The organism is Micromonospora sp. NPDC048170 (assembly GCF_040652795.1).
Classification (GTDB): Bacteria; Actinomycetota; Actinomycetes; order Mycobacteriales; family Micromonosporaceae; genus Micromonospora.
On record NZ_JBEZMR010000008.1, the window covers coordinates 116,314 to 142,999 of the forward strand.

Sequence of the window (26,686 nt, forward strand, 5' to 3'; positions counted from 1 at the left end):
GCTTTCTACGGAGGACATTCGATGAGCCTGCTCGAGGTCGAGGGCCTCACGAAGTCGTTCAGCTCCGGTCGGGACTGGCTCGGCCGGCGCACGAAGTGGTCGCACGCGGTCAAGGGGGTGAGCTTCACCCTGGAGCGCGGTGAGTGTCTCGCGGTCGTGGGTGAGTCCGGCGCGGGCAAGTCGACGGTCGGGCGCATGGTGCTGCGCCTCATCGAGCCGGACTCCGGGTCGGTGACCTTCGACGGGATCGACGTGCTGGCCACGAAGCCGAAGCAGCTGCGCGAGCTGCGCCAGCGGATGCAGATGATCTTCCAGGACCCGTACAGCTCGCTCGACCCGAGGATGACGATCAAGGACGCGGTCGCCGAGCCGATCCTCGTGCACACCGACAAGGACCGGGTCACGCGCGAGAAGGAGGCCGTCGAGCTGCTCGACAAGGTCGGCATCGGCTCGCGTTACCTGGAGCGCTACCCGGCCGAGCTGTCCGGCGGGCAGCTGCAACGGGTCGCGATCGCACGGGCGTTGACGATGAAGCCGAGCCTCATCGTGTGCGACGAGCCGGTCGCGGCGCTGGACGTGTCGGTGCGGGCGCAGGTGCTCAACCTGCTCCGGGACCTGCAGGAGGAGCTGGGTCTGGCATACCTGTTCGTCTGCCACGACCTGGCTCTCGTCGAGGTCATCGCCGACCGGGTCCTGGTGATGGCCTCCGGTGAGGTCGTGGAGACGGACACGACGGAGCAGATCTTCGCCAACCCGCAGCAGGAGTACACGAAGAAGCTGCTCGCGGCGATCCCCGTGCCGCTGCCGCGCGACCGGCAGGGCAATCGGCTCGTCGCGCCGGGAAAGGTGGGCTGAGCGGTGACCGACACGACGGGACCGACCCGGACGCAGCTCCTCGCGCGGTTCGCGACCACGCGCGACGAGGACATCCCCGAGTCGGTGCGCGACTACGGCAAGCTCGTCCTGCTCGACTCGCTCATCTGTGGTCTGGCGGCGGTGCGGTTGCGGCGCAGCCGCATGGTCCAGCGGGTCGCCGCCCGGTTCGGCGGCCCGGCCGAGGCGACGGTGTTCGGGCTGGGGCAGCGGGTCGCGGCGATCAACGCCGCGCACGCCAACGCGGACATGATGAACGCGTTGGACGCGGACGACACCTTCTTCAACTCGGCGCACTTCGCGGTGTTCGGGGTCGCGGCCGGACTGGCCGAGGCCGAGCGGCTGCACGCCGACGGGGCGAGCCTGTTGCGCGCGAGCATCATCGCCTTCGAGATCAACGCGCGGCTGAACCTGTCGACCTCGCTCATGGCCTTCGAGGACGGGCAGTTCCGCTGGTCGCCGCTGTCGTCGCACGGGTACGCCTCGATGGGCACGGCTGCGGCCTGCGCCGTCGTCGGCGGCTGGGAGCCGGAGCGCCTGACCCACGCGCTCGGCCTGGTCGCCTGGCTGGCCCCGCCGGCGAAGAACTCCTACATGGCCGAGCGGCGCTCGTTCAACGCGTTCAAGTACGGCCCGTACGGCGCGATCGCGCACGCCGGGATGCTCGGCGCGGCGCTCGCCGAGGAGGGCTACACCGGCGACCTGGACGTGCTGGACCGCACCCCGGGCTTCATCGAGGCGATGGGCTTCCTCGGCGGTGAGCGACACGAGATGGTCGCCGGCCTGGGGTCGACGTGGTGGATCAGCGAGACGTCGCTCAAGCCGTACCCGACGTGCCGCTTCACCCACGCCGCGCTCGACGCGATCCGCGCGTTCCCGAGCACCCACGGGGTGCCGGTGTCGCAGATCGAGTCCATGGAGATCCGGCTGAGCCCCGCGGCCTACCGGACGTTGCAGTTCCGGGAGCCGGCCCCGCAGATCCCGGACACGCTCGTCGCGCCGCTGGACGGTGCCTTCAACATGCCGTACGCCGCGGCGCTGGCCTTGCTCGGGCACGCCCCGGGGCCACAGTGGTACGACCCGCAGCGGCTGGCCGACCCCGCGGTGTGGGACCTGGCGCGCCGGATCACGACGGCGCCCGACCCGGTGCTCGACGCCGAGTGGGAGGCCGACCTCAAGGAGCACCCGGGTGGTCAGATCCGCCGGACGCGGGGCGCGCTGACGATCCGGGCCGGTGGCCGGGAGTACGTCGTCGAGTCGGACTTCGCCCAGGGCGACCCGTGGGACTCCGCGACGCGGGCGGACTGGGACTTCGTGGTCGGCAAGCTGGCCACGTTCTGCGACGGGATCCTCGACGCGGGCTCGCAGGAGCAGCTCGTCGAGGTGGTCCGGGGCATCGAGGACGTCGCCGACGTCGCCGAGACGCTGTCACCGTTGCTGGCCCGCGCGCGATGAGCCGGGGGGATCGGATCGGTGCGGAGACGAGGTCGTTCGCCTCGTACGGCCGGGCGTGGCTGATCGTCATCCGTGGGCCGCGCGGGATGGCGTTCGACCGGTTCCTCGTGCGAAGGACCGGGTTCTCGCTCGTGTCGTTGCAGTACGCGCTGGCGGGCCGGTTCCCGTACAACCCCACGCTGCTGCTGACCACGGTGGGCCGTCGGTCCGGGCAGCTGCGCGACGCGGCGTTGCCGTACGTGCCGCACGGGACGGACCTGGTGGTCGTCGGCTCCAAGGGGGGCGGCCCCACGGATCCGGCCTGGGTGGTCAATGCGCGTCACCACGAACTCTGCTGGATCGTCCTGCGGCGCAAGACGATCGCGGTGCGGGCGCGGGTGACCGACGGGGAGCGCGACCCGGAGCTGTTCGCGCACGTCGTGGCGCACAAGCCGAACGTGGGACGCTACGCCGACCGGGCCGCGGGCTTCGGGCGGCAGATCCCGCTCGTCGTCCTGTCCGCCGTGTCGGGGGAGTCGCTCACCTAGGAACCCCGTGGCGCGGGGGCGTGCCGGGCGGCTCAGCCGGTCGTGAGGACGATCCGCCCGACGAAGTCGGAGGCCTCCAGATGGTCGTGCGCGGCTGCGGCCTGCTCGAGCGGGTACGTGGCGGCGACCACGGGAGCGGCGGCGACGGCCGAGAGGGTGAGGGCCTCGCGCAGTTGGCGGGCCACCGCCTCGGGACCGGGCCGGCCGATGCCGCGCAGCGTCCAGCCCTTGACCATGAGTCGACCCAGGTGCAGGTGGGCGTGGCTGTCTGCGGTGACGCCGCAGGTGACCAGCCGCCCGCCGGGGGCGAGGACCTTGAGCACGTCGGACCACAGGGTGCCGCCGACCGACTCGACGATGACGTCGGCCTCGCCGCCGGGCAGGGCGGCACGCAGGGACTCGACGACGTCGGGGCGGTAGTGGTCCACGACGTCGAGGGCGCCGAGGGCGCGCACGGCGTCAGCCTTCGCCGGGGCGCTGGTGCCGACGACGCACGCGCCCAGGTGGTGGGCGTACTGGACGGCGAAGGTGCCGACGGCGCCTGCGGCGGCGACGACGAGGACCCGGTCGCCGGGGCGCACCCCGGTGAGATTGACGACCGCGTCGTAGGCGGTGCGTCCGGCGGTGGGCACCGCCGCGGCGCGGACGGCGTCGAGCGCGGCCGGCCGCGGGAAGCAGTGCGTGGCCGGGACGACGGCGAGCTCGGCGTGGGTGCCGGTGGTCAGCCCGACGACCGCGTCGCCGGGAGTGAACCCGGTGACACCGGGACCGGTCCGCACGACGGTGCCGGCGACGTCCCGGCCGAGGATCGTCGGCCCGGCGACCGCCATTCCGTGGGTACCGCGACGGATGTAGGTGTCGACCCGGTCCAGGCTGGCCGCCTGGACCCGTACGAGCACCTGACCGGGGCCGGGCGTCGGGGCCTCGAGCTGGCCGAGACGCAGACTGTCGGGGGAGCCGGAGTCGACGACGTAGCTGGCGAGCACGGGGTTCCTCTCAGGGCAGGGCGAGGGTGGCGGAGGCGATGACGTGGTCGCCGAGGCTGTTGGTGCCGCGGACGTCGACGGTGACGTGCGTTTCCCCGGTGGCCTCGGGCGCCGGCTTCAGGCCGGTGACGACACCGTCGAGGGTGAAGGTGTCGCCGGGGTGGTTCTGCGCGGCGAGGCGGGTGCGGAAGTCGACGACGCGGGCCTCCGGTCCGGCCCAGTCGGTGAGGTAGCAGTTGACCAGCGCGCTCGAGCCGAGGATGTTCATGTAGACGTCGCGGGCGCCTCGCTCGAGGGCCGCGTCGCGGTCGAGGTGCACGTCGTTGAAGTCGAAGGTCGCGGTTGCCAGTGCCGCGATGGACAGCTGGGTGACGGGGATCGGCCAGGGGGCGAGGCGTTGCCCGGTGCTCACCTCGGCCCCGGTGCGGGTGCTCGTGCGGCGTTCGGGCCGCGGGGCGGTGAGTACCGGCAGGATCTGGCCGTCGCGGGTGCGTCGGTGGGCCACGACGACCGGCATGCCGTCGTGCACGAGGTCGGGGCGCAGGTCCACGACGTCTCCGCTGAGGCGGGTCCCGTCGGCGAGCTCGGCGGTGCCGACGAGGTAGGGCCGCTCGTCGAGGGGGGCGGCGGCGTAGCCGGGTTGCAGGTGCGCGGTCAGGGTGCCGGTGGTGCCGGCGGGCGGCAGGTCGGTCGGGGCGGTCCCGACCGGGCGCACCGGCCGGGCGAGGCGGTCCCCGGGCGTCGCCGGGACCTCGGCCCGGGTCGCCGGGTTCCAGCGGAGCATCCGCAGGACCACGCGTCCGACCGGCTCGCCATCGAGGGTGCGGTAGTCGCTGACGAGGTCGACGAAGTGGCCCCGGCCGAGGCGGGTGGACTTCTCCGGGGAGACCGCGCCGATGGAGGGGAACTGCTCGAGGTGGTCGCCGGGGCGCAGCGGGCGCACGTAGGTGTGCTCCGTCTGCACCGCGGCCACCGAGGTGAAGCCGCGCTCGGCGAGGACCTCGTTGACCCGGTCGAGGCTCTCGGCGTGGCGGTGGCTGCGCCGGTTGCCCGGCAGGGTCCACATGTTCAGCGAGGTCGCCGGGGCCACGATGCCGCCCCAGGCGGAGCGGGCGGCCCACCGCGGGTCCTGGTAGGCGGGGTTCTCGTCGCCGACGGCGTCGCACCAGATGCGGATGGCTGCTTCGGTGACCGCGTCCTTGGCCCGGCGGGGCGGGTCGGTGAGGCCGATCTGGGCGTCGAGCCGGGCGCGGAAGTCCGCGTCGCTGACGGTCATGGGGCTCCTTTGCGGGCAATGTTGTCAACCAAGCGCTTGCTTGACCGTAATGGTGGTGCGGCCGTAGGGTCAAGGGTCAACGCCCGAGCGCGGCCGCCACCCGGCGGCCGATGCCGTCCCGACGGGCGCACCGGGCGTCGCGGCGGACGCCACGCCAGGTGCCGATCCGGGCGACATCACCGGCCGAGGCCGGCGGCGAAACCGGACCGATCGCGCTCCACCAGCGCCCCACCCTGGAGAAGGCCGAGATGATCCCGAGCACCCCGGAGACCGCCACCCGCGCCTTCTTCTCGTTCCCGAAGGTGACCGACCCCGCCCGCCATCGCGACTACAACGCGTGGCACCAGCTCGACCACCGCCCCGAGAACCTCGCCCTGCCCGGCGTCGTGTACGGCGACCGCTGGGTGCGTACCCCCGCGTGCGAACGGCTCGGCAGCTATCCGGACCTCGCCCTCGCCGGCAGCCAGTACATGGCGATGTACTGGTTCGCCGAGCCGACCGCGGACTCGATTCCCGAGTGGAAGGACCTCGGCGACCGGGCGATCCACCAGGGCCGGCGTCCGGAGCTGGCCTGGACCGAACGGCCGATGACCCGGATGTTCCGCCCCGTGCAGGGCCACGTGGCCCCCCGGGCCTCCGTCACCCTCGCCGCGCTGCCGTTCCGGCCCCACCGTGGGGTGCACGTCGAGGTGAGTCGGGTCGAGACCTCCCTGCATCCCGATGTGGCCGACCTGTCCCAGTTCGAGCACGAGACCCAGGTGCCCGACCTGCTCGCGCGCGACGGCGTTGCGGGCGTGTGGACCTTCCGCAGCGCCCCGAGCCGCAGCAACCCTGACGGACCGGTCGTGCGGATCCGTCTCACCTACCTCGAGGCCGACCCGGTCGAGTTCACACGGGCCCTGGCCGTGGACCCGCTGCCGGCCCCGCCCGCAGCGCTCGCCAGTACGGCCACGCCGCTGCTCACCGGGCCCCTGGCCACCATCACCCCCTGGGAGTGGGACTGGTTCGACGAGCCCGCCGCCGCCGCGACGGACAGCGGGGCGGGGGCATGAGCGAGGCCACTGGCGGGACCGGCCTGCTCGAGCGCTACGGGCCCTGGGCCCTGGTCGTCGGCGGTTCCGAGGGGGTCGGCGCCGCGTTCGCCGAACAGTTGGCCCGGGCCGGCCTCGGTATCGTGCTCGTCGCCCGCAAGCCCGAGGCCCTCGAGGAGGTCGCCGACCGGGTCCTGGCCCACGGGGCTCCGTGCCGCGTGCTCGCACTGGACCTGCTCGACGCGGACGCGACCGCCCGGATCGTCGAGGCCGTTGCCGACCTCGACCTCGGCCTACTCGTCCTCAACGCCGGCGCGAACACCTACCGCAGCCGCTTCGTCGAGGCGGACCTCGCCCGGGTCCAGGCCGTCATCGATCTCAACGTCACCCGCCCGCTCGAGCTCTGCCGGGAGCTCGGTGCCCGGCTCGCCGCACGCGGCCGCGGCGGCATTCTCGTCGTCGGCTCCTCGGCCAGCTACCTCGGCCACGCCGACATCGGCGTCTACGCCGCGGCCAAGGCCTTCGCCCGGATCTTCACCGAGGGACTGTGGCTCGAGCTCGGGCAGGTCGGCGTCGACGTGCTGCACCTCGTGCTCGGGCTCACGGCCACCCCCGCCATGGAGCGAGCCGGCCTCGACCTGACCGGAGCGGCCGACCCGGCCGACGTCGCCGCACAGGGGCTGGCAGCCCTGGGGGCCGGTCCGGTACACGTCGTGCGCCAGCAGGCCGAGGTCGCCGCGCGGCGCTCCGGCCCGGACCGGGCCGCCCTTGTCGCCGGCAACTACGGCGGGATGCAGGCGATGCTCGGCCGGTCGAGCCCCGACCCGAGCTGACGGGGCTGCCCGTGGGGCCCCACGGGCAGCGCTCACTGCGTGACGGTCCACCCGCCGTCGACGACGAGCAGCGCCCCGTTGATGTACGAGGCCAGCGGCGAGAGCAGGAAGAGGATCGGCCAGGCGATCTCGTCCGGCGTGGCCATCCGGTGGCTCGGCACCCGGGCCAGCACGGACTGCCCCGTCGAGGACCCGGCGAAGCCGCGCAGCCTGGGAGTGTCCACCATGCCGGGGGCGACCGCGTTGGCCCGCACCACGTCGGCGCGGTGCGCGGCCAGGTGTCGGGTGTACCCGACGATCCCGGCCTTCGCTGCGCTGTACCAGTCCGAGGCGGTGCCCACGACGGTGCCGGCGACCGAGGCGGTGTTCACGAGGGTCGCCCCGGGCGGGGCGTGCTCGAGCCAGGCCCGGGTCACCGAGCGCACGCTGCCGACACAAAGCTGCACGGCGTGGTCGAAGTCGAGCTCGGTCGCCGAGGACGGGCCGGCGTTGTTGACGAGGTGGCGCACCGGTCCGTACGCCGTGCGGGTCCCGGCGAGGGCCGCGCGCACGGCCGCCTCGTCCGAGACATCGACCACGTGAGGGTCGACCACCCCGCCTGCCGCGCGGACGGCGGCGCTCACCGCCGTGAGGGCGGCGGCGTCGAGGTCCCACGCCGACACGACGAGTCCCTGGGCGGCCGCGGTCGCCGCGGTCGCCGCTCCGATCCCGCTGCCGGCCCCGGTCACGACGACGACGTCGCCCGTGCGGAAACCGAGCCGTGGCGCGGGGGCGTCGGACCCCGGCACCCGGTCGCCCGCCTCGCGTACGGGCGTCTGTGGGTCACTCATGAGGGTGCTCAGGCCCGCTGCCCGGCTCGCCGGCACCCGGACCCGGGCCGTCGGGCGGCCACGGGCGGCTGACCGGGTCGGACCCGTCGCGGGCTCCCCGCAGCGAGGCCTCGGGGAGCGGCCACTGTCCGGCGAGGTCGTCGACCCGCTGCCACTCCGAGACGGTGAGACGTTCCTGCACCCGCCACTCACCCGCGCGCCGGGTGACGAGGTCGACGTAGCGGAACCCGCTGACGATGTTGCCGCGCGGCGGCTCGGACGTGCTGCGCTGGAACGCGATGCCGTACGTCTCGGCCCGGGCCCGGTCCGGGTCGGCCGGATCGAGCTCGACCAGGACGTTCGTCAGGTAGTGCATCGTCATGGTGCGCCGCGCCACGAGCGTGAAGACCACGTCCAGCGTCGTGTCCCGGTCGGCCATGGTCCCGCCGAGGGTGATCCGGGCGTCCGGGTGGAAGGCGCTCGCGGCGAGGTCCCGGTCCATCCGGTCGACCCCGCGCGCGTAGCGCAGCAGGGCCTGCTCGATGGCCCGCTCGGCGAGCAGCACGTCCAGTCCGTCCGAGCCGGACGGGAAGGACCGGGGCTGCTCAGACACCGAAGCCTCCGTCGACGTCGAGCTTCTGCCCGGTGACGAAGTTGGCCCGGTCGCTGGCCAGGAAGCAGGCGGCTTCGGCGATGTCGAGGGCGGCACCGAAACGCCGCAGCGGGGTCGAGGACCGGGCGACGGCCAGGGCGCGTTCGTCGAGGTCCCCCGAGGAGATGAGCCGCTCGGCCATCCCGTCGGTGAGCATGCCCGGCCCGACGCAGTTGAACCGGATGCCGAAGCGGCCCTCCTCGTTGGCGAAGGCCCGCACGAGGGCCTCGACCGCCGCCTTCGGCGCGGCGGAGAGGCCGTCCCGGGCGGGGTAGCGCACCGTCGCCGCGGTCGTGATCGCCACGACGTTGCCGCGGCTCTCCCGCAGGGCCGGCAGGCAGGCCGAGACCAGCGTGAAGAAGGCGGTCGTGTCGTTGGCCACCTGCGTGGCGAACTGTCCGGGGCTCACTGTCGACAGGTGCCGCATGGGCACGTGCGGTCCGGCCGCGTGCACGATCGTGTGCAGGGGACCGTGGCTTGCGGTGAGCTCGGTCACGAGCGCGGCGGTGGCCTCGGCGTCGGTGAGGTCGAGGCGGTGCGCCGAGTGCGTGCCGGACGCGACGGGCGGCAGCACGTCGAGCACCTGCCGGGCCGCTTCGGCGTTGCCGCGGTAGGTGATCACCACCGTCGACCCCCGGCGGGCCAGCTCGAGGGCGACGACCCGGCCGATGCCGCCGCTGCCGCCGGTGACGAGCGCGACACCGGTGCGGTGGGCGAAGTCGGCGGGCACGGGCAGCGCCGCCGTGGGTGTGGTCGGAGGGGACTGGTCGGTCACGACGAACTCCTGGAATGCGGTGGTGGACAACGGAAGTGGCCGGTGGGGGCAGGAGGAGTCAGGAGGGGCCGTGGCGGTCACGTCGCGGGCAGGGGATCGCTGCCCCCGCGATGCAACCGCACGAGCACCGTGATCGCCGTCGCCAGGCACGCGGCGGCAAACAGCAGGAAGGCGGTCGCGGAGCCGAACCACGTGCTCAGCCCGCCGAGCAGAAGGGCACCGAACGGCATGCCGCCCCAGCCGAGGAAGTAGAGGCTCATCACCCGGCCGCGCTGCGCGTCGTCGACGACCCGCTGGACCACCGTCTGCAGGATCACCATGGCGCCGATGCTGAACGAGCCGCACAGCAGCGCGGCCCCCGCGAGCACGGGAACCGTCGTCGCCACCCCGAGCAGTGCGGTGCTCACGGCGAGCAGGCCGAGGGTGACCGCGGCGTGCCACACGGTGGCGACGTGCCTGGAGAGCCGGGCCACGACGAGGACCCCGAGGAACGAGCCCAGCCCGGTCAGGGCCACGAGAATGGGGAAGACCCTGTCCGGGTGGTCCGAGGTCGAGGTTGCCCGGACGGCGAGCTGGGTCGTGAAGGCGCACCCGAAGAACGCGTTGACCCCCACGATGGCCAGGCACAGCGAGGCCGGGGGCCGCTCCCGGGCGTGCCGGACACCGGCGCGGACCTGCGCGGCCAGGCTCTCGCGCACCACCGGGGTGACCGGCGGGACGCGACGGGTGCGCACCGCGACCGCGGCTGCGGCCGCGGCGAGGCTGAGCGTCGCGTACATCACGAACGTGCCCAGCGGTCCCCAGGCCACGAGGACCAGCCCGGCGACCGCGGGGCCGATCGAGCGGGCGAGGTTGAGCCCGGCGGCCTGGATCGGGACGGCGTTGCCGAGCGCCTCGGCCGGGACGGTGTTGGCCACGAGGGCCTGGGTCACCGGGGACAGGAAGCTGATCCCGGTGCCGGCGAGGAAGGCGAGCGAGAGCAGCACGGGCAGGTTGACGACGCTGGCCGCGACCATCGCCGCGCAGACCCCGGCCAGGGCGCTGGTCGCCAGGAGCACGCCGATCTGCAGCCGCCGCCGGTCGAAGGCGTCGGCCAGCACCCCGGCGGGGATCGAGAAGAGCGTGAACGGCACGAGCAGGCAGAAGAAGAGCAGGCCCATCGTCGCCGGGGTGCCGTCGACCTCGGTGAGCACCGACTGGAAGGCGATGTTGCAGCCCCAGTAGCCGGCCTGGGACAGCACCAGGGTCAGGAGCACGAAGCGGAAGTCTCGGAATCGCAGGGACGAGAACATCGTCACGTCGTTCGCCGTCCTTATATCGTTTTCGGCACCCTACCAAGCGCTTGCTTGCATCGCCAGCGTCGGATGTGGTTTTCTGGCCGCACCACGAGTGAAAGGGCGTGTCGTGAGCTTCTGCGTAGGACGAACGGTGATCGTGACCGGTGCTGGACAGGGGCTGGGTCGGGCGCACGCCCTCGAGTACGCCCGGCAGGGCGCCGACGTCGTCGTCAACGACATCGAGAGCAGCCGGGAGGCGGCCCAGGCCGTCGTCGACGAGATCCGCGCCGCGGGCGGTCGCGCGGTCGTCAGCACCGGCGACGTCAGCGACTGGGCCTACGGTGAGCGCCTCGTGCGCGAGGCCGTCGAGACCTTCGGCGGGCTGCACACCCTCGTCAACAACGCCGGCATCAACCGCGACCGGATGCTGGTCAACATGAGCGAGCAGGAGTGGGACCTCGTCCTGCGGGTCGACCTCAAGGGCCACTTCGTCCCGATGCGCCACGCCGCCGCCTACTGGCGGGACGAGGCCAAGGCCGGCCGCCGGGTCGCCGCGCGCGTCGTCAACACGTCCTCCGGCGCCGGGCTCATGGGCAGCGTCGGGCAGGGCAACTACGGCGCCGCCAAGGCCGGGATCGCCGCCCTGACCCAGATCGCGGCCGTCGAGTGGGCCCGCTACGGCATCGTCGTCAACGCGATCGCCCCCTCGGCCCGCACCCCGATGACCGAGGCCGTCTTCGCCGAGGCGATGGCCGCCCCCGAGGCGGGCTTCGACGCGATGGACCCGGCCAACGTCTCCCCCCTCGTGGTCTGGCTCGGATCCGACGCCGCGCAGGCCGTCACCGGAGCTGTCTTCGAGGTCGCCGGCGGTGAGGTCTCGCTCGCCGACGGCTGGCGCCACGGGCTGGCCGCCACCAAGGGCGAGCGGTGGAAGCCGGAAGAATTCACCGACGCGATCGCCGACCTCATCGCCCGCTCCGAGCCGCCGACCCCCGTCTACGGTGCCTGACATGGGTGCGGACGCGGCGCAGGCCACCGGTGCGCCGGTGAGCGACGAGCAGTTCCGGGCCGAGATCCGCGGCTGGCTCCACGAGGCCCTCACCGGGCCGTTCGCCGAGGCCGTCGGCACCGGCGGCGAGGGGCGCGAGCACGAGGCGCACGAGCTGCGCCGCGAGTGGGAGCGCCACCTGGGCCGGGCCGGCTGGATCGGCCTCGGCTGGCCCAGCGAGTACGGCGGTCGCCCCGCGACACTGGCCCAGCAGGTCATCTACCACGAGGAGTACGCCCGCGCCGGCGCCCCCGGCCGGCTCGGGCACATGTCCGAGCAACTACTCGGCCCGACGCTGCTCGCATTCGGCACGCCGGAGCAGAAGGCGCGGTTCCTGCCCGGCATCACCAGCGGCGAGGACATCTGGTGCCAGGGCTACTCCGAGCCCGGCGCTGGCTCGGACCTCGCCGGGGTGCGCACCCGCGCCGAGCGCCGGGGCGACAGCTACGTCATCACCGGGCAGAAGGTGTGGACCTCGCTCGCGCACCTGGCCGACTGGTGCTTCGTGCTGTGCCGCACCGACCCCGACTCGACTCGTCATGCGGGCCTGTCCTACCTGCTCGTGCCGATGGACCAGCCCGGCATCACGGTGCGACCGATCACCCAGTTGACCGGTACGAGCGAGTTCAACGAGGTCTTCTTCGACGGGGCCGTCGCCGCCGTCGAGCACCGCGTCGGCGCCGAGGGCGAGGGCTGGAAGGTTGCCATGGGCACCTTGGGCTTCGAGCGCGGCGTGTCCACCCTCGGCCAGCAGATCGGCTTCCGTCGGCGCCTCGACGCCGTCATCGCCCGGGCTCGCGAGAACGGCGCCTGGCAGGAGCCGGCGCTGCGTGACCGTCTCGTCGAGGCCTACATCGGGCTCGAGGTGATGCGGCACTCAGCGGTGCGGCTGCTCGCGTCCGCCGGTGGGGGGCTGTCCGGCCTGGAGGCGTCGATCTCCAAGCTGCAGTGGGCCACGTGGAACCGCTCGCTGGGCGAGCTCGCGGTCGACGTCGAGGGGGCCGGGGCGCTGCTCACCGGGCCCGGGTACGAGCTGGACGATGCCCAGACCCACTTTCTCTTCAGCCGGGCCAACACGATCTACGGCGGCTCCAACGAGATCCAGCGCAACATCATCGCCGAGCGCCTGCTCGGTCTGCCCCGATGAGGTGAGGACGATGACCGAAGCGAGCGCCGGCCCCCAGCGTGTGGCCGAGACGTTGCGTCCCGAGGCGGCCGAGGAGCTGGCCCAGATCCGCGCCTCCGTCGTCGAGGTGCTCGACGAGCAGGCTGACCTGCGCCGGACCCACGAGCTCATGGTCGGCGCGCAGGGCCACGACCCGCAGCTGCACGAGCTGCTCACGGCAGAGCTGGGCCTGCTTGGCCTCGTCGTGCCGGAGCACCTCGGCGGGCTCGGCCTCGACGTGCCCGCCGCGACCGCCGTCATCGAGGAGTTCGGGGCCCGGCTCGTGCCCGGCGCGCTCGCGACGAGCCTCACCGCGATCCTTGCCGCCCGCGCCCTCGGCCCGAGCGCCGAGCCCCTGTTGGCGCGCGTCGTCGCCGAGCAGTTGACCCTGGCCAGTGCCCTCGCCGAGGACGGCGCGGGCTGGGACCTCGAGCAGACCGTCACCCGGGCCACCGGCACCGGGGACGAGTGGGTGCTGACCGGGACCAAGACCCTCGTCGCCGGAGCCGAAGCCGCCCGGGTCGTCCTCGTCACCGCCCGGGACGCCGGCGGTGAGCTCGGCGTCTACGCCGTGGACCTGGCCGCCGACGGGGTGGACGTGCAGACGCACATGACGCTCGACCAGACCCGGCGACTGAGCACGGTGCACCTCCGGGAGGCCGCCGCCACCCGGGTCGACGCCCCCGGTGGGGAGGGGGCCCGGGTGCTGCTCGACCACGTGCGCGCCATGCTCGCGCTGGAGTCGGCTGCCGCCGCCCGCGCCTGCCTCGACCTCACCGTCGAGTACCTCAAGGTCCGCGAGCAGTTCGGCCGCCCGATCGGGTCGTTCCAGGCCCTCAAGCACCGCTGCGCCGACCTCGCCGTCGCGGTCGCCGGAGCGCGGGCCACGGCCGACCACCTCGTCACGACGCTGCACACCGGGGCCGCCACCCGCTCGCACGATGCGGCACTGGCCAAGCTCGTGTGCACCGACACGCTGATGACCGTCGCCGCCGAGGCGATCCAGCTGCACGGCGGCATCGGGTTCACCTTCGAGCACGACGCACACCTGTTCTTCAAGCGCGCCAAGTCGGCCCAGCTGCTGGCCGGTTCCCCGGCGACGGTTCGCGCCGAGGTGGCGGCGCTCGCCGGTCTCTGAGCCGGCCGCCGACAACCACGACAGGCAACAACGCACGACAGAGGGGGGCAGCACCGGTCGGTGCTGACCCCCTCTGTCGTACGTGCTCCGCGGGGGTCAGCCGAGCGGACCGGTGCCGGGCGACTGGGCGGCCAGGTGCCGCGACGGGATCTCACCGCCACCGGCGACGACGATCTCCGTGCCGGTGACGTAGCTGGCCAGCGGAGAGGCGAGCAACAGGCAGGCTGCGGCGATGTCGGCCGGGGTGGCCATCCGCCGCATGGGGATCGTCCGGGCCACGCGGTCCTGTCCCGCCTCGTCGCCGTAGTAGAGGTGCGACAGTTCGGTCTGCACGAGACCCACCGTCACCTGGTTGACCCGCACGGCTGGCGCGAAGTCGAGCCCGAGGCACCGGGTCAGCATCGTCAGGCCTGCCTTGGCAGCGGCGTACGCGGCGGTGTCCGGGGCCGGGTTGACCCCGGCGACCGAGCCGATGTTGATGATCGTCCCGCTGCCCTGACGCTGCATGACCTCGTTGGCCGGCTGGGCGACGTAGAACGGAGCGAGCAGGTTGAGCGTGACGATCGCCGAGACGAAGCGGGGGGAGACCGTCGCGGTGTCGGCGCTCGGCGCGCCACCGGCGTTGTTGACCAGGATGTCGAGCCGGCCGAACCGGTCCACCGCCGCGGCGACGAGGGCCTTGGCCTGCTCCGGGTCGCGTACGTCCGACTGGACGAAGACGGGCGTGCGTCCGTCGACCTCGGGCAGCCGCTCGGGCTCGTTGCGGCCGCACACGAGCACCCGCGCCCCGGCCCTGAGGAAGGTGCGGGTGATCTCGGCGCCGATGCCACGGGTGCCGCCGGTGACGATGGCGACCTGCCCGGTCAGGTCGACGCCCTCGGGCGTCGTGGACGTGGTGGGGGACTGGGGCATCAGAGCCTCTCGATGATCGTCACGTTGGCCTGGCCGCCGCCCTCACACATCACCTGCAGGCCGTAGCGGCCACCGGTGCGCTCGAGTTCGTGCAGCAGGGTGGTCATGAGCCGGGCGCCGGTGGCGCCGAGTGGGTGGCCCAGGGCGATCGCGCCGCCGTTGACGTTGACCCGCTCCGGGTCGGCCCCCGTCTCCTTGATCCAGGCGAGCACGACCGAGGCGAACGCCTCGTTGACCTCGAACAGGTCGATGTCCTCGATCGACAGCCCGGTGCGCCCGAGCGCGTGGGCGGTGGCCGGGATCGGGGCGGTGAGCATCCACACCGGGTCGTCGGCGCGCACCGACAGGTGGTGGATCCGGGCGCGCGGGCGCACCCCGTGCTCGGCCACGGCCCGCTCGCTCATGACGAGCAGGGCGGCCGCGCCGTCGCAGATCTGGCTCGCCGCGGCAGCGGTGACCCGGCCGCCCGGGGTGAGCGGGTTGAGGCCGGCCATCTTCTCCAGGCTCGTGTCGGCGCGAGGACAGGTGTCGGTGTCGACGTCGCCGACGGCGCGGATCTCGCGGGTGAAGCGGCCCTCGGCGATGGCCCGCAGGGCCCGCTCGTGGCTGCGTAGGGCGAAGCGCTCCATGTCCTCCCGGCTGATGTCCCACTTCTCGGCGATCATCTCCGCCGAGCGGAACTGCGAGATCTCCTCGTCTCCGTAGCGCTCGCGCCAGCCGGTGGATCCGGAGAAGGGGTCGTCGAAGCCGTACTGCCGACCGGTGAGCATCGCGGCCGAGATGGGGATGGCGCTCATGTTCTGCACGCCCCCGGCGACGACGACGTCGTTGACTCCGGCCATGACGGCCTGGGCTGCGAAGTGCACCGCCTGCTGGCTCGAGCCGCACTGCCGGTCCACGGTGACCCCGGGCACGTGCTGCGGGAGGCCGCCGGCGAGCCAGGCGGTGCGGGCGATGTCGCCGGCCTGTGGGCCGATGGTGTCGACGCAGCCGAACACGACGTCCTCGACGGCGTCGGGGTCGACCCCCGAGGAGCTCATGAGGCTGGTGAGCGCGGCGGCGCCCAGGTCAGCGGAGTGGATGCCCGCGAGCGCGCCATCGCGTCGCGTGACGGGGGTGCGGACGGCGTCCACGATGTATGCCTCTGCCACCGGGTTCCCTTCCTGCGGATGCCTCGCCGGTCGGTGCCGGACGTCGGATCGGTCGAGTCTGCGTGGCTCGCCGACGGTGTAGCCGGCGTCGCCACGCCTAGTCTAGCAAGCGCTTGGTTGGTAGTCTGTGGTTCGTTCCAGGCAAGTGACCGGCTCCGCGTGAGGAGATGTGCGTGAGTGACGTGTTGACCACGATCCCCGCCCTGCTGCGGCAGGCCGCGCAGGACGCCGCCGAGCTCGAGGCCCTCGTCGACGGCGACGTGCGGATGACCTTCGCCGAGCTCGACGCGGCTGTCACCCGGTTCGCCCGGGCCGCGGTCGCGCACGGTCTCGAGTCGGGGGACCGTGTCGTCGTCTGGGCCCCGAACAGCGCCGACTGGGTCATCAGCGCCCTCGGCGTGCTGGCCGCCGGGGGCGTGCTCTGCCCCGTCAACACCCGCTTCCGTGGAGGGGAGGCACGGTACGCCATCGCCAAGGTCCGGGCCACGATGGTCATCCTCGACGACACCTTCCTGGGCGCCGACTACCTGGCCGCGCTGCGCGGCGACGGGCCACCACCGGCCATCGGGCGCCCCGTGCCGCTGCTGCCCTCGGTGCGTACCGTCGTCGACCTGTCCGCCGCCGCCGGTCGCGAGCAGGCCGGTGACGGTGTGTGGTCCCTGGCCGGCTTCACCGCGCTGGCCGACCAGGTCGACCCCGCCATCATCGACAGACGGATCGCCGCCCTCGACTCCGAGGGCATGGCCGACATCCTGTTCACCTCAGGCACCACCGGCTACCCCAAGGGCGCGATGGTCTCGCACGCCTCGAACCTGCGCGTCGACCTGGAGTGGGCCCGGCTCGTCGGGCTGCAGCGCGGCGACCGCTACCTCATGGTCAACCCGTTCTTCCACAGCTTCGGCTACCGGGCCGGCATCCTGGCCTGCCTACTCATGCGCGCCACGATCATCCCGGTCGCCGTGTTCGACGTCGAGACCGTGCTGCGTCTCGTCGAGCGGGAACGCGTCACCGTCTTCCCCGGCGCGCCCACCGTCTACACCTCCCTGCTCGAGCACCCCGCCTTCGGCGCCTACGACGTCAGCTCGGTACGCCTGGCCGTCACCGGGGCCACGATCGTGCCGGTGCCGCTGCTGCGCCGGATGCGCGAGGAACTCGGCTTCCGCGACGTCATCACCGCCTACGGCCTGACCGAGACGTGCGGCACCGCGACCGTGTGTCCGCCCGATGCCGACCTCGAGCGGATCTCGACCAGCTGCGGACAGGCGATCCCGGGCACCGAGCTGCGGATCGCCGGCCTCGACGGACAGGCGCTGCCGGCCGGTGAGACCGGCGAGGTCCTCGTGCGTGGTTACAACGTGATGCTGGGCTACTTCGAGGACCCGGTCGCCACCGGACAGGCCATCGACGAGGACGGCTGGCTGCACACTGGTGATGTCGGCTGGGTCGACGAGGATGGCTACCTGCGCATCACCGACCGGATCAAGGACGTCTACATGGTCGGGGGCTTCAACGTCTACCCCGCCGAGGTCGAGCGCGTGCTGTGCGAGCACCCCGCAGTCTCCGACGTCGCCGTCGTCGGGGTGCCCGACGCGCGGATGGGCGAGGTCGGCAGCGCCTTCGTGCAGATCGTCCCCGACTGGAGTGGGGACGAGTCGGTGCTCGTCAACGAACTCGAGGCGTGGTGCCGGGACCGGCTGGCCAACTTCAAGCGCCCCCGCAGCTTCAGCATCGTTCCGGCCCTGCCACGAACCCCGAGCGGAAAGATCCAGAAGTTCAAGCTCACCGGGTGAGCCCGGCGTTCGCGGGTCCCGCCCCCCGGGGTGCTGCCCCCGAGGCGCTTGTGCGGGCGCACCGGACCGGTCTGCCCGCAGACCCGACACTCCCGACCAGATCTGACACCGACGGCACCGCCGTCACGGGCACCAGCCCACAATCGGAGGACACCATGCAGGACGTAGTCATCGTCGCCGCGGCGCGCTCGCCGATCGGCCGGGCCTTCAAGGGGTCGTTGGCCTCGATGCGGGCCGACGACCTGGCCACCCAGATGGTCCAGGCGGCCCTGGCCCAGGTGCCGTCGCTCGACCCGACCCAGATCGACGACCTCATGCTCGGCTGCGCGCAGCCGGCCGGCGAGCAGGGCTGGGGCCTCGGGCGCGTCGTCGCCGTCGAGCTCGGGCTCGACCGGGTCCCCGGGACGACGGTGCAGCGGTACTGCGCCTCAAGCCTGCAGACGACCCGGATGGCGCTGCACGCCATCCGCGCCGGTGAGGCGGACGTGCTCGTCTCCGCCGGGGTCGAGGTCGTCTCGCACTTCGCCGCCGGCAAGTCCGACGGCATGCCGGACACGAAGAACCCGATCTTCGCCGCGGCGGGGGAGCGCACCGCCGCCCGCGCCCAGGGTGGCGCCGGCCCGTGGAGCGACCCGCGCGACGCGGGTGAGCTGCCCGACGTCTACATCGCGATGGGCGAGACCGCCGAGAACGTCGCGAGCCACCGCGGTGTGAGCCGCGCCGAGCAGGACGAGTGGGCCGCCACGAGCCAGCAGCGGGCCCAGGCCGCGATCGAGGCGGGCTTCTTCGCCACCGACATCACGCCGGTGACCCTCGCCGACGGCACCGTCGTAGCCACCGACGACGGCCCCCGCGCCGGGGTGACCGTCGAGTCGCTTTCCGGCCTCAAACCGGTCTTCCGGCCCGATGGCACGGTGACCGCGGGCAACTGCTGCCCGCTCAACGACGGCGCGGCCGCCCTCGTCGTCATGTCCGGCCGCAAGGCCGCCGAGCTCGGCATCACGCCGCTGGCCCGGATCCTGTCCACGGGCGTCTCGGCGATCTCGCCGGAGATCATGGGTCTCGGCCCGGTCGAGGCCTCGAAGCGGGCCCTCGCGCTGGCCGGGCTCTCGATGGCCGACATTGATCTCGTCGAGATCAACGAGGCGTTCGCCGCGCAGGTCATCCCCTCGATCTGGGACCTCAAGGCCGGTCCCGATCAGGTCAACGTCCACGGCGGCGCGATCGCCCTGGGCCACCCGTTCGGCCAGACCGGAGCGCGGATGACGACGACGCTCATCAACGGGCTGCGGGCCCGGGACGGCCAGCTCGGTCTCGAGACGATGTGCACGGCCGGCGGCCAGGGCATGGCGATGGTCATCGAACGGCTCTCCTAGGGCCCCGCGCCCACCCCCGCACAGGGCCCGGCCGCGAACGCGACCGGGCCCTGTGCGGGGGTGCCGAGGTGCGCGGGTCCGCGGCCGGGCGAGGGTCAGTGCCTGCGCAGCGCTGCCGCGAGCGTCGCGGCCCGGCCGGCGACGGCGGCCGACTGCTCGGCGAACGAGGCCGCGGTGCGGTCGCCACCGCTCATCGCACCCTGCGCGACCCTGGTGTGCACGCCCTCGACGATGCACGCGGTCTTCCACCAGTTGTAGGCGACGAAGTAGTCGATCCGGGCCAGATCGGTGCCGGTGGCGAGGCAGTACCGGTTGAGCAGCTCCTCCCGGGTCGAGAAGCCGGGCAGGACCGTGGCCGGGTCGTGCAGCGCGCGGGCCTCGTCGTCGGCCTGCGCCCAGTAGACGAGCAGCTGGCCGACGTCGGCCAAGGGGTCTCCGACCGTGGTCAGCTCCCAGTCGAGCACGCCCTGCACCCGCCACCGGGAGTCGAGCATGCAGTTGTCGAGGCGGAAGTCCCCGTGCACGATCCCCGAGCGGGACTGCTCGGGAGCCGCGGCCACGAGATGCTCGTGCGCGGTCCGCAGATCGGGCAGGTCGCGGATCCTGGTCCGGTGCCAGTTCTCGTTCCAGCGCCCGAGCTGGCGGGCGATGTAGTCACGGCGATGGGCCAGACCCCCGAGCCCGATGACCTCCGGCTCGAGCCCGTGCAGGGCCACGAGGGCGTCGACGATCGTGGGGCCGATGAGCGCACGGTCGGCCTCGGTGGTGAGCCGTACGACGTCGGCGGGGCTGCGCAGGATCGTGCCGTCGAGGTGCTCGAGCACGACGAGAGGGGCGCCGGCCACCTCACCCGTCTCCTCGACGGCGAGCACTCGCGGCACCGGGAGGTGGCCATGCAGCCCGCGCAGGATCCGCGCCTCGCGCAGCACGTCGTGCGCGGTGGCCGGGTGGTCCCCGAGCGGTGGACGTCGCAGCACGACGACGTGGCCGGCCGCGTCGGTGGTCCGGTAGGTGAGGTTGGAGCGTCCCCCGGCGATGAGCTCGTGTCGCAGGTTCCCCTGCAGCTCGGGCACGGTGCGGCCGAGCCAGGCGTCGACCCCCGCCGGGAGCCCGGCGTGTCGGGCGGTGCCGATCGGGGCCGGACCGGTCAGGGCATGACCTGCTGCCGTCATGGGAGCGCCTCCTTGCCGTCGGCATGGAGCGTAGCAAGTGCTTGGTTGGTTCGGTGTACCGTGTCGTGTCGTACGCCGGACGCCGGGCGCGGGCCGACCGCGCTCAGTCGTGGGCGAGAATTCCGTCGAGGTACACCGAGACGAAGTCGTCGGCGAAGCTTGCCATGGAGTACGACGGGGTGGGCTTGAACCAACGGACCGAGAGCCACAGCGAGTCACGCAGCATGCCGTGCAGCACGCGCACCGGGATGTCGTCGCGGAAGTCGCCCCTGGCGATGCCGGCCTCGAGCACCTGGATCCAGGCCCGCTGGATCGAGGCGGCCGACTCGCGGATGTGCTCGTAGCCCTTGATCGTGGGCAGGTAGGCGCTCGAGTTCTGGTAGATCTCGGTCGCATGCGGGTGGGCCTCGATGTTGGCCAGCGAGCTCGTCACGAGCTCGCGCAGCTGGGTCGCCGGGCTCTCCTTGGACGCCAGCACCTTGGCGTAGCGGTTGGTCAGGTCGGTCAGGTAGTCCGAGATGATCGCGTCGACCATCTCGTCCTTGGACTTGAAGTGGTGGTAGAGGCTGCCCGAGAGGATGCCGACCGAGTCGGCGATCTCGCGGACGGTCGTGGCAACGATCCCCTTGGCCGCGAACAGGTGCGCGGCGTTGTCGAGGATGACCGCGCGGCGGTCCTGGGTCGTCGACATCTGGGGTACTCCCGGTTTCTCGAGCGCAGTTGGTCAAGCGCTTGTTTATAGCACCTCGACGCCTCCTGTGCATGGGCAGAGGCAAATATCTCCCTTGACCAGGAAGGCTGCACCACCTATCCTGCGGCCAACCAAGCGCTCGTTCGGTCGCGTAGGGGCTGCGCTCCGGACCCGATCCGCCGAAAGGTGCTGCCCGCATGTCCGACCCGAGGACCGGTCCGATCCCCACCGTCCTGCCCGGCAGCGGGCCACGTCGTCCACCCGCCTCCAGAACTGACAAGGGGGCCGGCCTGCTCGCCGGCCGCGTTGTCATCGTCACCGGCGCCGCCAACGGGTTGGGGGCGGCATACGTGCGCGGCATCGCCGCGGCCGGGGCCCACGTGGTCGCCGTCGACGTCGACGAGCAGGGACTCGAGCGGCTCAGCGGGCAGCTCGCCGCAGCTGGTGGCCGCGGCTCGAGCAGGGTCGCCGACGTCGCGGACTGGGCGACCGCGCACGACCTCGTGCGTGACTGCCTCGCCGAGCACGGCCAGCTCGACGGCCTCGTCAACAACGCTGGCGTCTTCGCCATGGCTCACGCCGGCACCGAGTCCGAGGCCATGGTGCGCCGGATGCTCGAGGTCAACGTGCTCGGCACCATCGCCTGGGGCAACGCCGCGATCGCGGCGATGCGCACCCAGGGCCACGGGGTCCTGGTCAACGTCACCTCCGGCGAGCAGATGGGCCGTGCCGAGACGGCCGTGTACGGGGCGACGAAGGCCGCGATCGCCACGCTCACCTACGCGTGGGCAGCCGAGCTCGCCGAGGCCGGGATCCGCGTCAACGCGATCTCCCCGAACGCGCAGACCCAGATGGCCGAGGTGCTCGAGCAGTTCCGCGGTGTTCCGAGCGGGCAGAACGCGGGGATCGCGCCCGAGGCCAACGTGCCGCTGCTGCTCTACCTGCTCTCGGACCTCAGCGTCGAGATCACCGGCCAGGTGCTGCGCTCCAACGGTCCCGAGCTCATGCTGACGACCCACCCGGCGCTCGCCGACCCCGTGCTGCGGCACACGGCGTGGACCCCGGAGCGGATCGCCGAGGCCGTCACGGCGCGGCTGCGGCCGCACCTGGCGCCTCTCGGGGTGCGCCGGGTGCGCACCGAATATCTCGACTGACCGATTTCCGACACCCGAACGATCCCGAACCGACAGGAGCCCGATGCCCGCCACGATCAACCCGCTCTGCGTCAGCGGCATGGCCGCGATGTCCTGGGCCCTGCCTGAGGAGATCGCGATGTACCGGCGTACCGGCACGGACCTCGTCGGCCTGCAGTGCGGCAAGGTCGCCCCCTTCGGCGTGCCGGCCCTCGGCGACCTGCTCGCCGAGCACGACGTACGCCTCGGCTACCTCGTGCACAGCTTCAGCGCCCATCCGGACGACGAGTCGGGCTGGGCACAGCAGGTCGCGGCGCTGCAGACCGGCGTCGTCAACGCCCGTACGCTCGGGGCCGACCTCGTCTACCTCACGTCGGGCCCCTCGGCACACCTGACGTGGGAGGAGGCGGCCGACCGGTTCGCCGAGCGGATCATGCCGGTCGTGGCCACCGCCCGTGAGCACGGGGTGCGCCTCGGCGTGGAGAACACCCTGCCGGTCAGGTGCGATCTCAGCTTCACGCACACCGCGCGGGACGCCTTCGCCCTGGCCGACCTCTGCGGCATCGGCGTCTGCCTCGACCTCTACTGCTGCTGGCAGGAGCGCGGCCTGACCGACCTGGTCCGCGACCGGGTCGCGCAGATCGAGATCCTCCAGGTGTCCGACTTCCGGGTCGGCACCTCGACCTTCCCGAACCGGTGGGTGCCCGGGGACGCCGACCTGCCGATGGCCGGCCTGCTGGGGAACGTGCTGCGGGCCGGCTACACCGGCATCGTCGACGTCGAGTTGCTCGGCCCGGCCATCGAGGCCGAGGGGGCCGAGTCGGCGGTGACCCGATCGATCGCGTGGATGCGTGAGCAGGTCGCGGCGGCGCGTCCCTGAGCGCTCAGGGCACGTCCGCCCACCGCGGCGCGCGCTTGGCGACGAACGCGGCCGCGCCCTCGGCGGCATCCGGCCCGGCGAGCAGTTCGAGGGTCGCGAGGCGGTTGACCGCGGCGAAATCGCGTTCGCGGGTGTCCAGGCTCAGGTGCATGAGCCGCTTGGTCGCCAGCACCGCCGCCGGAGAGTGGGTCGCGATCCGGGCGCCGAGCGCGAGCGCGCGCGGGAGGACCTCGTCGGCGGGGACCACGGCGTTGACCAGGCCCAGCTCGTGGGCCCGGGCCGCCGGAAGCGGCTCGGTCGTCAGCCCGAGCTCGAGGGCGACGGCGATCGGCAGGCGACGGGGCAGGTCGGTGCCGCCCTCGGAGGCGGCGATGCCGCGCCCCACCTCGGGCAGTGCGAAGTAGGCGTGCTCGGCCGCGACGACGAGGTCGCAGGCGAGGGCGAGCTCGAAGCCTCCGCCGACGGCGGGCCCGTTGACCGCGGCGATGACCGGCTTGCGGTAGCCGTCGCGCAGGAGCGTGAGCGGACTGCGGGCCACGTCGACCAGGCGCCCCTCGGCCGCGGCGCGCAGGTCCATCCCGGCGCTGAAGGACAGCTCGCCGGTGCCGGTCAGCACGACCGCGCGCACGCCCGGGTCCGCGTCGTACCCGAGCAGGGCGTCGGTCATCGCCAGGAGGGTGTCGGGGTCGAGGGCGTTACGCACCTGCGGCCGGTTGATCCTGATGACACCCACCGCGTCGACGCGTTCGCACACCACTGTGCCCATCGTCCCACCCTCCTGCGCCTTAGGGTCTTGACCCTTTTCCGATGGCTGTTAGTCTACCAACCAAGCGCTTGCTACACGGTGGCCCGGCCCCGGAAGCCCGGCACGCGACTCGCTTTCGCACCGCTCGCCACCGCGCTCGAGCAGTGCCCCGAGACGGAACGATGAGGGACACATGGCCGACAAGACTCTGACAACCCGCGACGTCGTGTCGCGCCTCGAATCCGGGATGACCATCGGCATCGGGGGATGGGGCTCACGGCGCAAGCCCATGGCCCTCGTGCGCGAGATCCTGCGCTCCGACCTCAAGGACCTGACCATCGTCAGCTACGGCGGGCCGGACGTCGGCCTGCTCTGCGCCGCGGGCAAGGTCAAGAAGGTCGTCTTCGGTTTCGTCTCGCTCGACAGCATCGCCCTCGACCCGCACTTCCGCGCCGCGCGACAGAAGGGCGCCGTCGAAATCGCCGAGGTCGACGAGGGCATGCTCCAGTGGGGGCTGTACGCCGCCGGCATCCGCCTGCCCTTCCTGCCGACCCGCGCCGGGCTCGGGTCGGACGTCCTGAAGCACAATCCCGACCTCAAGCTCGTCCAGGACCCGTACGGCACCGAGCAGCTCGTGGCCATGCCGCCGCTACGTCTCGACGCGGCCCTCGTGCACATGAACCGCGCCGACGCCCAGGGCAACGGCCAGTTCCTCGGACCCGACCCGTACTTCGACGACCTCTACTGCCTCGCCGCCGACCAGGCCTTCATGTCCTGTGAGCGGATCGTGCCCACGGCCGAGCTCAGCGCCGCCGGGCACTCGGCGACGATCAAGATCAACCGTCAGCTCGTCACCGGCGTCGTCGAGACCCCGAACGGCGCGCACTTCACCTCCTGCGTCCCCGACTACGAGCGCGACGAGGCCTTCCAGCGTGAGTACGCCAAGGCCGCCGGCGACCCGCAGGCCTGGGCCAAGTTCGAGAAGCGATACCTGTCCGGTACGGAAGATGACTACCAGGCGGCCGTCGCCGCCCGAGCCGAGGAGGTCGCATGAGCAGCACCGTCACCGAGTCCGCGGACCAGCCCACGGGCAGCGCCACCACTGCCGACGCGCCGGTGACCCGCGCCGAGTACTGCGCGGTCGCCGTGGCGGACGCGTTCGCCGGCGACGGCGAGTTCATCGCCAGCGCGTTCGGCACGATCCCGGCCATCGGCGTCCGCCTCGCCCGGCTCACCGTCGCCCCCGACCTGCTGCTCACCGACGGTGAGGCCCACTTCGTCTCCGGCACCTGGCAGATCGGCGCGGACCCGCACGCCACCGAGGGAGTCGTCGTCGAGGGCTGGAGCCCGTTCCGCACGATCTTCGACCTCGTCTGGCACGGCAAGCGGCACGTCATGATGATCCCGGTCCAGATCGACGGGTACGGCAACACCAACATCTCGGCCATCGGCGACTACGCCCAGCCCAAGGTCCAACTGCTCGGCGTGCGCGGCGCCCCCGGCAACAGCATCTACCACCCGACCAGCTACTGGGTGCCCAACCACTCCACGCGCAGCTTCGTCCGGACCGTCGACATGGTCTCCGGCGTCGGCACCGACAGCGCCCGCGCCGCCGGCCCGGCCGCGAGCGCGTACCACGATCTGCGCCGTGTCGTCACCAACCTCGCGGTCCTCGACTTCGGTGGCCCCGACGGCGCGATGCGCCTGCTCAGCCTGCACCCCGGCGTCACGCTCGAGGAGTTCCGTGCGGCCACCGCCTGTGACGTGCACGTCGAGGGTGAGGTCCCGGCCACCCGCGAGCCGAGCGCCGAGGAACTGCGCCTCATCCGCGAGGTCATCGACCCCCGCTCGCTGCGCGACCGCGAGATCCCCGCATGAGCCAGGCCCAGGGGCCGCACCCGAGGCTGCGTACCCGGGCGACCGACCTGTTCGGGGTGCGGTACCCGATCGTCCAGACCGGCATGGGCTACGTCTCCGACGTACGCCTGACCACCGCGACGGCCAACGCCGGCGGGCTGGGCATCCTCGCGGCCGGCCTGCTGTCCTACGACGAGCTCGTCGTGGCCATCGAACAGATCCAGGCCGGCACGGACGCACCGTTCGGCGTCAACATCCGCGCCGACCAGCCCGACGTCGTCAAGCGCATCGACCTGCTCATCTCGGCCGGCGTCAAGGTCGCCTCCTTCGCGCTGGCCCCCAAGCAGGCGCTCCTCGCCAAGTGCAAGGACGCCGGCCTCGTCGTCGTCCCGTCGATCGGCGCGCGCCGCCACGCCGAGAAGGTCGCCGCGTGGGGCGCCGACGCCGTCATCGTGCAGGGCGGTGAGGGTGGCGGCCACACCGGCGGGGTGCCCACCAGCCTGCTGCTGCCCCAGGTCGTCGACGCCGTCGACATCCCGGTCATCGGCGCCGGTGGCTTCTTCGACGGCCGCGGCCTCGTCGCCGCGCTCGCCTACGGTGCCGAGGGCATCGCCATGGGCACCCGCTTCCTGCTCACCAGCGACTCGCCGGTCCAGCCGTCGGTCAAGGACGTCTACCTGTCCAAGACGGTCAACGACACCGTCCTGACCCTCCAGGTCGACGGCGTGCCGCAGCGCGTGCTGCGCGCCGGCACGATCGAGGAACTGGAGCGCACCTCCGCCGCCGGCAGACTGCTGCGGGCCGTGCGCAACGCCTTCGCCTTTCAGAAGCTGTCCAGCACGCCGTGGGGCGACATGGTCCGAGAGGGCCTGGCCATGCGCAAGGCTCACGACCTGACGTGGAGCCAGGTCGTCATGGCGGCCAACGCTCCGATGCTCTACCGGTCGGCCCTGCTCGAGGGCAGGACCGACGTCGGCGTCATGGCCACCGGCCAGGTCGTCGGACTCATCGACGACGTCCCGAGCGTCGCCGAGCTCATCGACCGCATCATCGACGAGGCCACCCGGACCCTCGACCGACTCGGCGTGCCTGCGCCGGTCGCGTCGGCCCCGGCCGTGCACGAGGAGGACTAGT

General features: G+C 72.6%; 26 protein-coding genes. 15 read left to right on the top strand and 11 right to left on the bottom strand.

The features are described 5' to 3' along the window. Positions 1–21 precede the first annotated feature (21 nt). Genes AB0D32_RS14160 through AB0D32_RS14170 form a run of 3 tightly spaced genes read left to right on the top strand, consistent with a single transcriptional unit; the run spans position 22 to position 2,855 of the window. A complete protein-coding gene (locus tag AB0D32_RS14160) occupies positions 22–855 on the top strand; it encodes an ATP-binding cassette domain-containing protein (RefSeq protein ID WP_357089311.1) in 834 nt (277 codons plus the stop codon). A 3-nt stretch (positions 856–858) separates the two neighbouring features. After that, the gene (locus tag AB0D32_RS14165; protein ID WP_357089315.1) at positions 859–2,328 is read left to right on the top strand and encodes an MmgE/PrpD family protein; all 1,470 of its coding nucleotides are present in this window, start codon (positions 859–861) and stop codon (positions 2,326–2,328) included. After that, positions 2,325–2,855, top strand: a complete 531-nt coding sequence (locus AB0D32_RS14170; RefSeq protein ID WP_357089318.1) for a nitroreductase/quinone reductase family protein — start codon at positions 2,325–2,327, stop codon at positions 2,853–2,855. The genes AB0D32_RS14165 and AB0D32_RS14170 overlap by 4 nt, the downstream gene beginning before the upstream one ends. Positions 2,856–2,887: 32 nt before the next feature. Here AB0D32_RS14170 and AB0D32_RS14175 read toward each other — a convergent pair whose 3' ends face one another. Further along, the gene (locus AB0D32_RS14175; RefSeq protein WP_357089320.1) at positions 2,888–3,841 is read right to left on the bottom strand and encodes a zinc-binding dehydrogenase; all 954 of its coding nucleotides are present in this window, start codon (positions 3,839–3,841) and stop codon (positions 2,888–2,890) included. A 10-nt stretch (positions 3,842–3,851) separates the two neighbouring features. Next, complete coding sequence (locus AB0D32_RS14180) at positions 3,852–5,117, bottom strand: MaoC family dehydratase N-terminal domain-containing protein (RefSeq protein ID WP_357089322.1); 1,266 nt, start codon at positions 5,115–5,117, stop codon at positions 3,852–3,854. Between the two features lie 110 nt (positions 5,118–5,227). On the opposite strand from AB0D32_RS14180, the gene AB0D32_RS14185 reads away from it, so the two are divergent. Next, entirely contained in the window at positions 5,228–6,169 is a 942-nt protein-coding gene (locus AB0D32_RS14185) for a hypothetical protein (protein WP_357089324.1), read from the top strand. Continuing rightward, on the top strand, positions 6,166–6,981 hold the full coding sequence (locus AB0D32_RS14190) for an SDR family NAD(P)-dependent oxidoreductase (RefSeq protein ID WP_357089326.1): 816 nt from the start codon (positions 6,166–6,168) through the stop codon (positions 6,979–6,981). The genes AB0D32_RS14185 and AB0D32_RS14190 overlap by 4 nt, the downstream gene beginning before the upstream one ends. Before the next feature lie 32 nt (positions 6,982–7,013). Here AB0D32_RS14190 and AB0D32_RS14195 read toward each other — a convergent pair whose 3' ends face one another. The 4 genes from AB0D32_RS14195 to AB0D32_RS14210 all read right to left on the bottom strand — a co-directional run bounded on the left by AB0D32_RS14195 (position 7,014) and on the right by AB0D32_RS14210 (position 10,509). Continuing rightward, positions 7,014–7,811, bottom strand: a complete 798-nt coding sequence (locus tag AB0D32_RS14195) for an SDR family oxidoreductase (RefSeq protein ID WP_357089329.1) — start codon at positions 7,809–7,811, stop codon at positions 7,014–7,016. After that, positions 7,804–8,403, bottom strand: a complete 600-nt coding sequence (locus tag AB0D32_RS14200; protein WP_357089331.1) for a nuclear transport factor 2 family protein — start codon at positions 8,401–8,403, stop codon at positions 7,804–7,806. The genes AB0D32_RS14195 and AB0D32_RS14200 overlap by 8 nt, the downstream gene beginning before the upstream one ends. Further along, complete coding sequence (locus tag AB0D32_RS14205) at positions 8,396–9,217, bottom strand: SDR family oxidoreductase (RefSeq protein ID WP_357089333.1); 822 nt, start codon at positions 9,215–9,217, stop codon at positions 8,396–8,398. Before AB0D32_RS14205 ends, AB0D32_RS14200 begins: the two co-directional genes overlap by 8 nt. 77 nt (positions 9,218–9,294) lie before the next feature. After that, positions 9,295–10,509, bottom strand: coding sequence for an MFS transporter (locus AB0D32_RS14210; protein ID WP_357089511.1), 1,215 nt, complete (start codon positions 10,507–10,509; stop codon positions 9,295–9,297). Positions 10,510–10,621: 112 nt separating this feature from the next. Here AB0D32_RS14210 and AB0D32_RS14215 point away from each other — a divergent pair, with 112 nt between their 5' ends. From AB0D32_RS14215 to AB0D32_RS14225, 3 genes are read left to right on the top strand one after another with little or no spacing between them, the layout of a single operon-like run. Then, positions 10,622–11,503, top strand: a complete 882-nt coding sequence (locus AB0D32_RS14215; RefSeq protein ID WP_357089336.1) for an SDR family oxidoreductase — start codon at positions 10,622–10,624, stop codon at positions 11,501–11,503. 37 nt (positions 11,504–11,540) lie between these two features. Further along, positions 11,541–12,689: an acyl-CoA dehydrogenase family protein gene (locus tag AB0D32_RS14220; RefSeq protein WP_357089514.1), complete on the top strand. Its 1,149-nt coding sequence runs from the start codon at positions 11,541–11,543 to the stop codon at positions 12,687–12,689. A 10-nt stretch (positions 12,690–12,699) separates the two neighbouring features. After that, positions 12,700–13,845, top strand: coding sequence for an acyl-CoA dehydrogenase family protein (locus tag AB0D32_RS14225; RefSeq protein WP_357089338.1), 1,146 nt, complete (start codon positions 12,700–12,702; stop codon positions 13,843–13,845). Between the two features lie 96 nt (positions 13,846–13,941). On the opposite strand, the gene AB0D32_RS14230 is transcribed toward AB0D32_RS14225, so the two are convergent. Together AB0D32_RS14230 and AB0D32_RS14235 are read right to left on the bottom strand one after the other, a co-directional pair. Continuing rightward, a complete protein-coding gene (locus AB0D32_RS14230) occupies positions 13,942–14,757 on the bottom strand; it encodes an SDR family oxidoreductase (RefSeq protein WP_357089340.1) in 816 nt (271 codons plus the stop codon). After that, positions 14,757–15,908, bottom strand: coding sequence for an acetyl-CoA C-acetyltransferase (locus AB0D32_RS14235; protein ID WP_357089342.1), 1,152 nt, complete (start codon positions 15,906–15,908; stop codon positions 14,757–14,759). The genes AB0D32_RS14230 and AB0D32_RS14235 overlap by 1 nt, the downstream gene beginning before the upstream one ends. Positions 15,909–16,090: 182 nt before the next feature. Between AB0D32_RS14235 and AB0D32_RS14240 the strand changes: the two genes are divergently transcribed. Then, entirely contained in the window at positions 16,091–17,698 is a 1,608-nt protein-coding gene (locus AB0D32_RS14240; protein ID WP_357089517.1) for an AMP-binding protein, read from the top strand. A 155-nt stretch (positions 17,699–17,853) separates the two neighbouring features. Then, entirely contained in the window at positions 17,854–19,074 is a 1,221-nt protein-coding gene (locus AB0D32_RS14245) for an acetyl-CoA C-acetyltransferase (RefSeq protein ID WP_357089344.1), read from the top strand. Between the two features lie 95 nt (positions 19,075–19,169). On the opposite strand, the gene AB0D32_RS14250 is transcribed toward AB0D32_RS14245, so the two are convergent. Together AB0D32_RS14250 and AB0D32_RS14255 are read right to left on the bottom strand one after the other, a co-directional pair. Further along, positions 19,170–20,246 (bottom strand): phosphotransferase family protein, encoded by a 1,077-nt coding sequence (locus AB0D32_RS14250; protein ID WP_357089347.1) that lies wholly within the window; start codon positions 20,244–20,246, stop codon positions 19,170–19,172. Positions 20,247–20,349: 103 nt separating this feature from the next. After that, entirely contained in the window at positions 20,350–20,937 is a 588-nt protein-coding gene (locus AB0D32_RS14255; protein WP_357089349.1) for a TetR/AcrR family transcriptional regulator, read from the bottom strand. A 197-nt stretch (positions 20,938–21,134) separates the two neighbouring features. Between AB0D32_RS14255 and AB0D32_RS14260 the strand changes: the two genes are divergently transcribed. Further along, positions 21,135–22,091, top strand: coding sequence for an SDR family oxidoreductase (locus tag AB0D32_RS14260; RefSeq protein WP_357089352.1), 957 nt, complete (start codon positions 21,135–21,137; stop codon positions 22,089–22,091). Between the two features lie 43 nt (positions 22,092–22,134). Then, on the top strand, positions 22,135–22,950 hold the full coding sequence (locus tag AB0D32_RS14265; protein WP_357089355.1) for a sugar phosphate isomerase/epimerase family protein: 816 nt from the start codon (positions 22,135–22,137) through the stop codon (positions 22,948–22,950). A gap of 4 nt (positions 22,951–22,954) precedes the next feature. On the opposite strand, the gene AB0D32_RS14270 is transcribed toward AB0D32_RS14265, so the two are convergent. Further along, entirely contained in the window at positions 22,955–23,716 is a 762-nt protein-coding gene (locus AB0D32_RS14270; protein WP_357089358.1) for an enoyl-CoA hydratase-related protein, read from the bottom strand. 172 nt (positions 23,717–23,888) lie between these two features. Between AB0D32_RS14270 and AB0D32_RS14275 the strand changes: the two genes are divergently transcribed. The 3 genes from AB0D32_RS14275 to AB0D32_RS14285 are packed head-to-tail and all read left to right on the top strand — an operon-like array spanning position 23,889 to position 26,685. After that, the gene (locus AB0D32_RS14275; RefSeq protein ID WP_357089362.1) at positions 23,889–24,749 is read left to right on the top strand and encodes a CoA-transferase; all 861 of its coding nucleotides are present in this window, start codon (positions 23,889–23,891) and stop codon (positions 24,747–24,749) included. Beyond that, complete coding sequence (locus tag AB0D32_RS14280) at positions 24,746–25,573, top strand: CoA-transferase (RefSeq protein WP_357089365.1); 828 nt, start codon at positions 24,746–24,748, stop codon at positions 25,571–25,573. The genes AB0D32_RS14275 and AB0D32_RS14280 overlap by 4 nt, the downstream gene beginning before the upstream one ends. After that, positions 25,570–26,685: a nitronate monooxygenase gene (locus tag AB0D32_RS14285; protein ID WP_357089368.1), complete on the top strand. Its 1,116-nt coding sequence runs from the start codon at positions 25,570–25,572 to the stop codon at positions 26,683–26,685. Before AB0D32_RS14280 ends, AB0D32_RS14285 begins: the two co-directional genes overlap by 4 nt. The last annotated feature ends 1 nt before the right edge of the window (position 26,686 follow it).

What these genes read in the sequence shown, in the direction of transcription:
- AB0D32_RS14275 (WP_357089362.1), top strand. Translation starts at nt 23,889, where the DNA reads ATGGCCGACAAGACTCTGACAACCCGCGACGTCGTGTCGCGCCTCGAA.
- AB0D32_RS14265 (WP_357089355.1), top strand. Translation starts at nt 22,135, where the DNA reads ATGCCCGCCACGATCAACCCGCTCTGCGTCAGCGGCATGGCCGCGATG.
- AB0D32_RS14170 (WP_357089318.1), top strand. Translation starts at nt 2,325, where the DNA reads ATGAGCCGGGGGGATCGGATCGGTGCGGAGACGAGGTCGTTCGCCTCG.
- AB0D32_RS14270 (WP_357089358.1), bottom strand. Translation starts at nt 23,716, where the DNA reads ATGGGCACAGTGGTGTGCGAACGCGTCGACGCGGTGGGTGTCATCAGG.
- AB0D32_RS14180 (WP_357089322.1), bottom strand. Translation starts at nt 5,117, where the DNA reads ATGACCGTCAGCGACGCGGACTTCCGCGCCCGGCTCGACGCCCAGATC.
- AB0D32_RS14285 (WP_357089368.1), top strand. Translation starts at nt 25,570, where the DNA reads ATGAGCCAGGCCCAGGGGCCGCACCCGAGGCTGCGTACCCGGGCGACC.
- AB0D32_RS14230 (WP_357089340.1), bottom strand. Translation starts at nt 14,757, where the DNA reads ATGCCCCAGTCCCCCACCACGTCCACGACGCCCGAGGGCGTCGACCTG.
- AB0D32_RS14280 (WP_357089365.1), top strand. Translation starts at nt 24,746, where the DNA reads ATGAGCAGCACCGTCACCGAGTCCGCGGACCAGCCCACGGGCAGCGCC.
- AB0D32_RS14260 (WP_357089352.1), top strand. Translation starts at nt 21,135, where the DNA reads ATGTCCGACCCGAGGACCGGTCCGATCCCCACCGTCCTGCCCGGCAGC.
- AB0D32_RS14190 (WP_357089326.1), top strand. Translation starts at nt 6,166, where the DNA reads ATGAGCGAGGCCACTGGCGGGACCGGCCTGCTCGAGCGCTACGGGCCC.
- AB0D32_RS14210 (WP_357089511.1), bottom strand. Translation starts at nt 10,509, where the DNA reads ATGTTCTCGTCCCTGCGATTCCGAGACTTCCGCTTCGTGCTCCTGACC.
- AB0D32_RS14185 (WP_357089324.1), top strand. Translation starts at nt 5,228, where the DNA reads ATGCCGTCCCGACGGGCGCACCGGGCGTCGCGGCGGACGCCACGCCAG.
- AB0D32_RS14245 (WP_357089344.1), top strand. Translation starts at nt 17,854, where the DNA reads ATGCAGGACGTAGTCATCGTCGCCGCGGCGCGCTCGCCGATCGGCCGG.
- AB0D32_RS14160 (WP_357089311.1), top strand. Translation starts at nt 22, where the DNA reads ATGAGCCTGCTCGAGGTCGAGGGCCTCACGAAGTCGTTCAGCTCCGGT.
- AB0D32_RS14195 (WP_357089329.1), bottom strand. Translation starts at nt 7,811, where the DNA reads ATGAGTGACCCACAGACGCCCGTACGCGAGGCGGGCGACCGGGTGCCG.
- AB0D32_RS14225 (WP_357089338.1), top strand. Translation starts at nt 12,700, where the DNA reads ATGACCGAAGCGAGCGCCGGCCCCCAGCGTGTGGCCGAGACGTTGCGT.
- AB0D32_RS14255 (WP_357089349.1), bottom strand. Translation starts at nt 20,937, where the DNA reads ATGTCGACGACCCAGGACCGCCGCGCGGTCATCCTCGACAACGCCGCG.
- AB0D32_RS14250 (WP_357089347.1), bottom strand. Translation starts at nt 20,246, where the DNA reads ATGACGGCAGCAGGTCATGCCCTGACCGGTCCGGCCCCGATCGGCACC.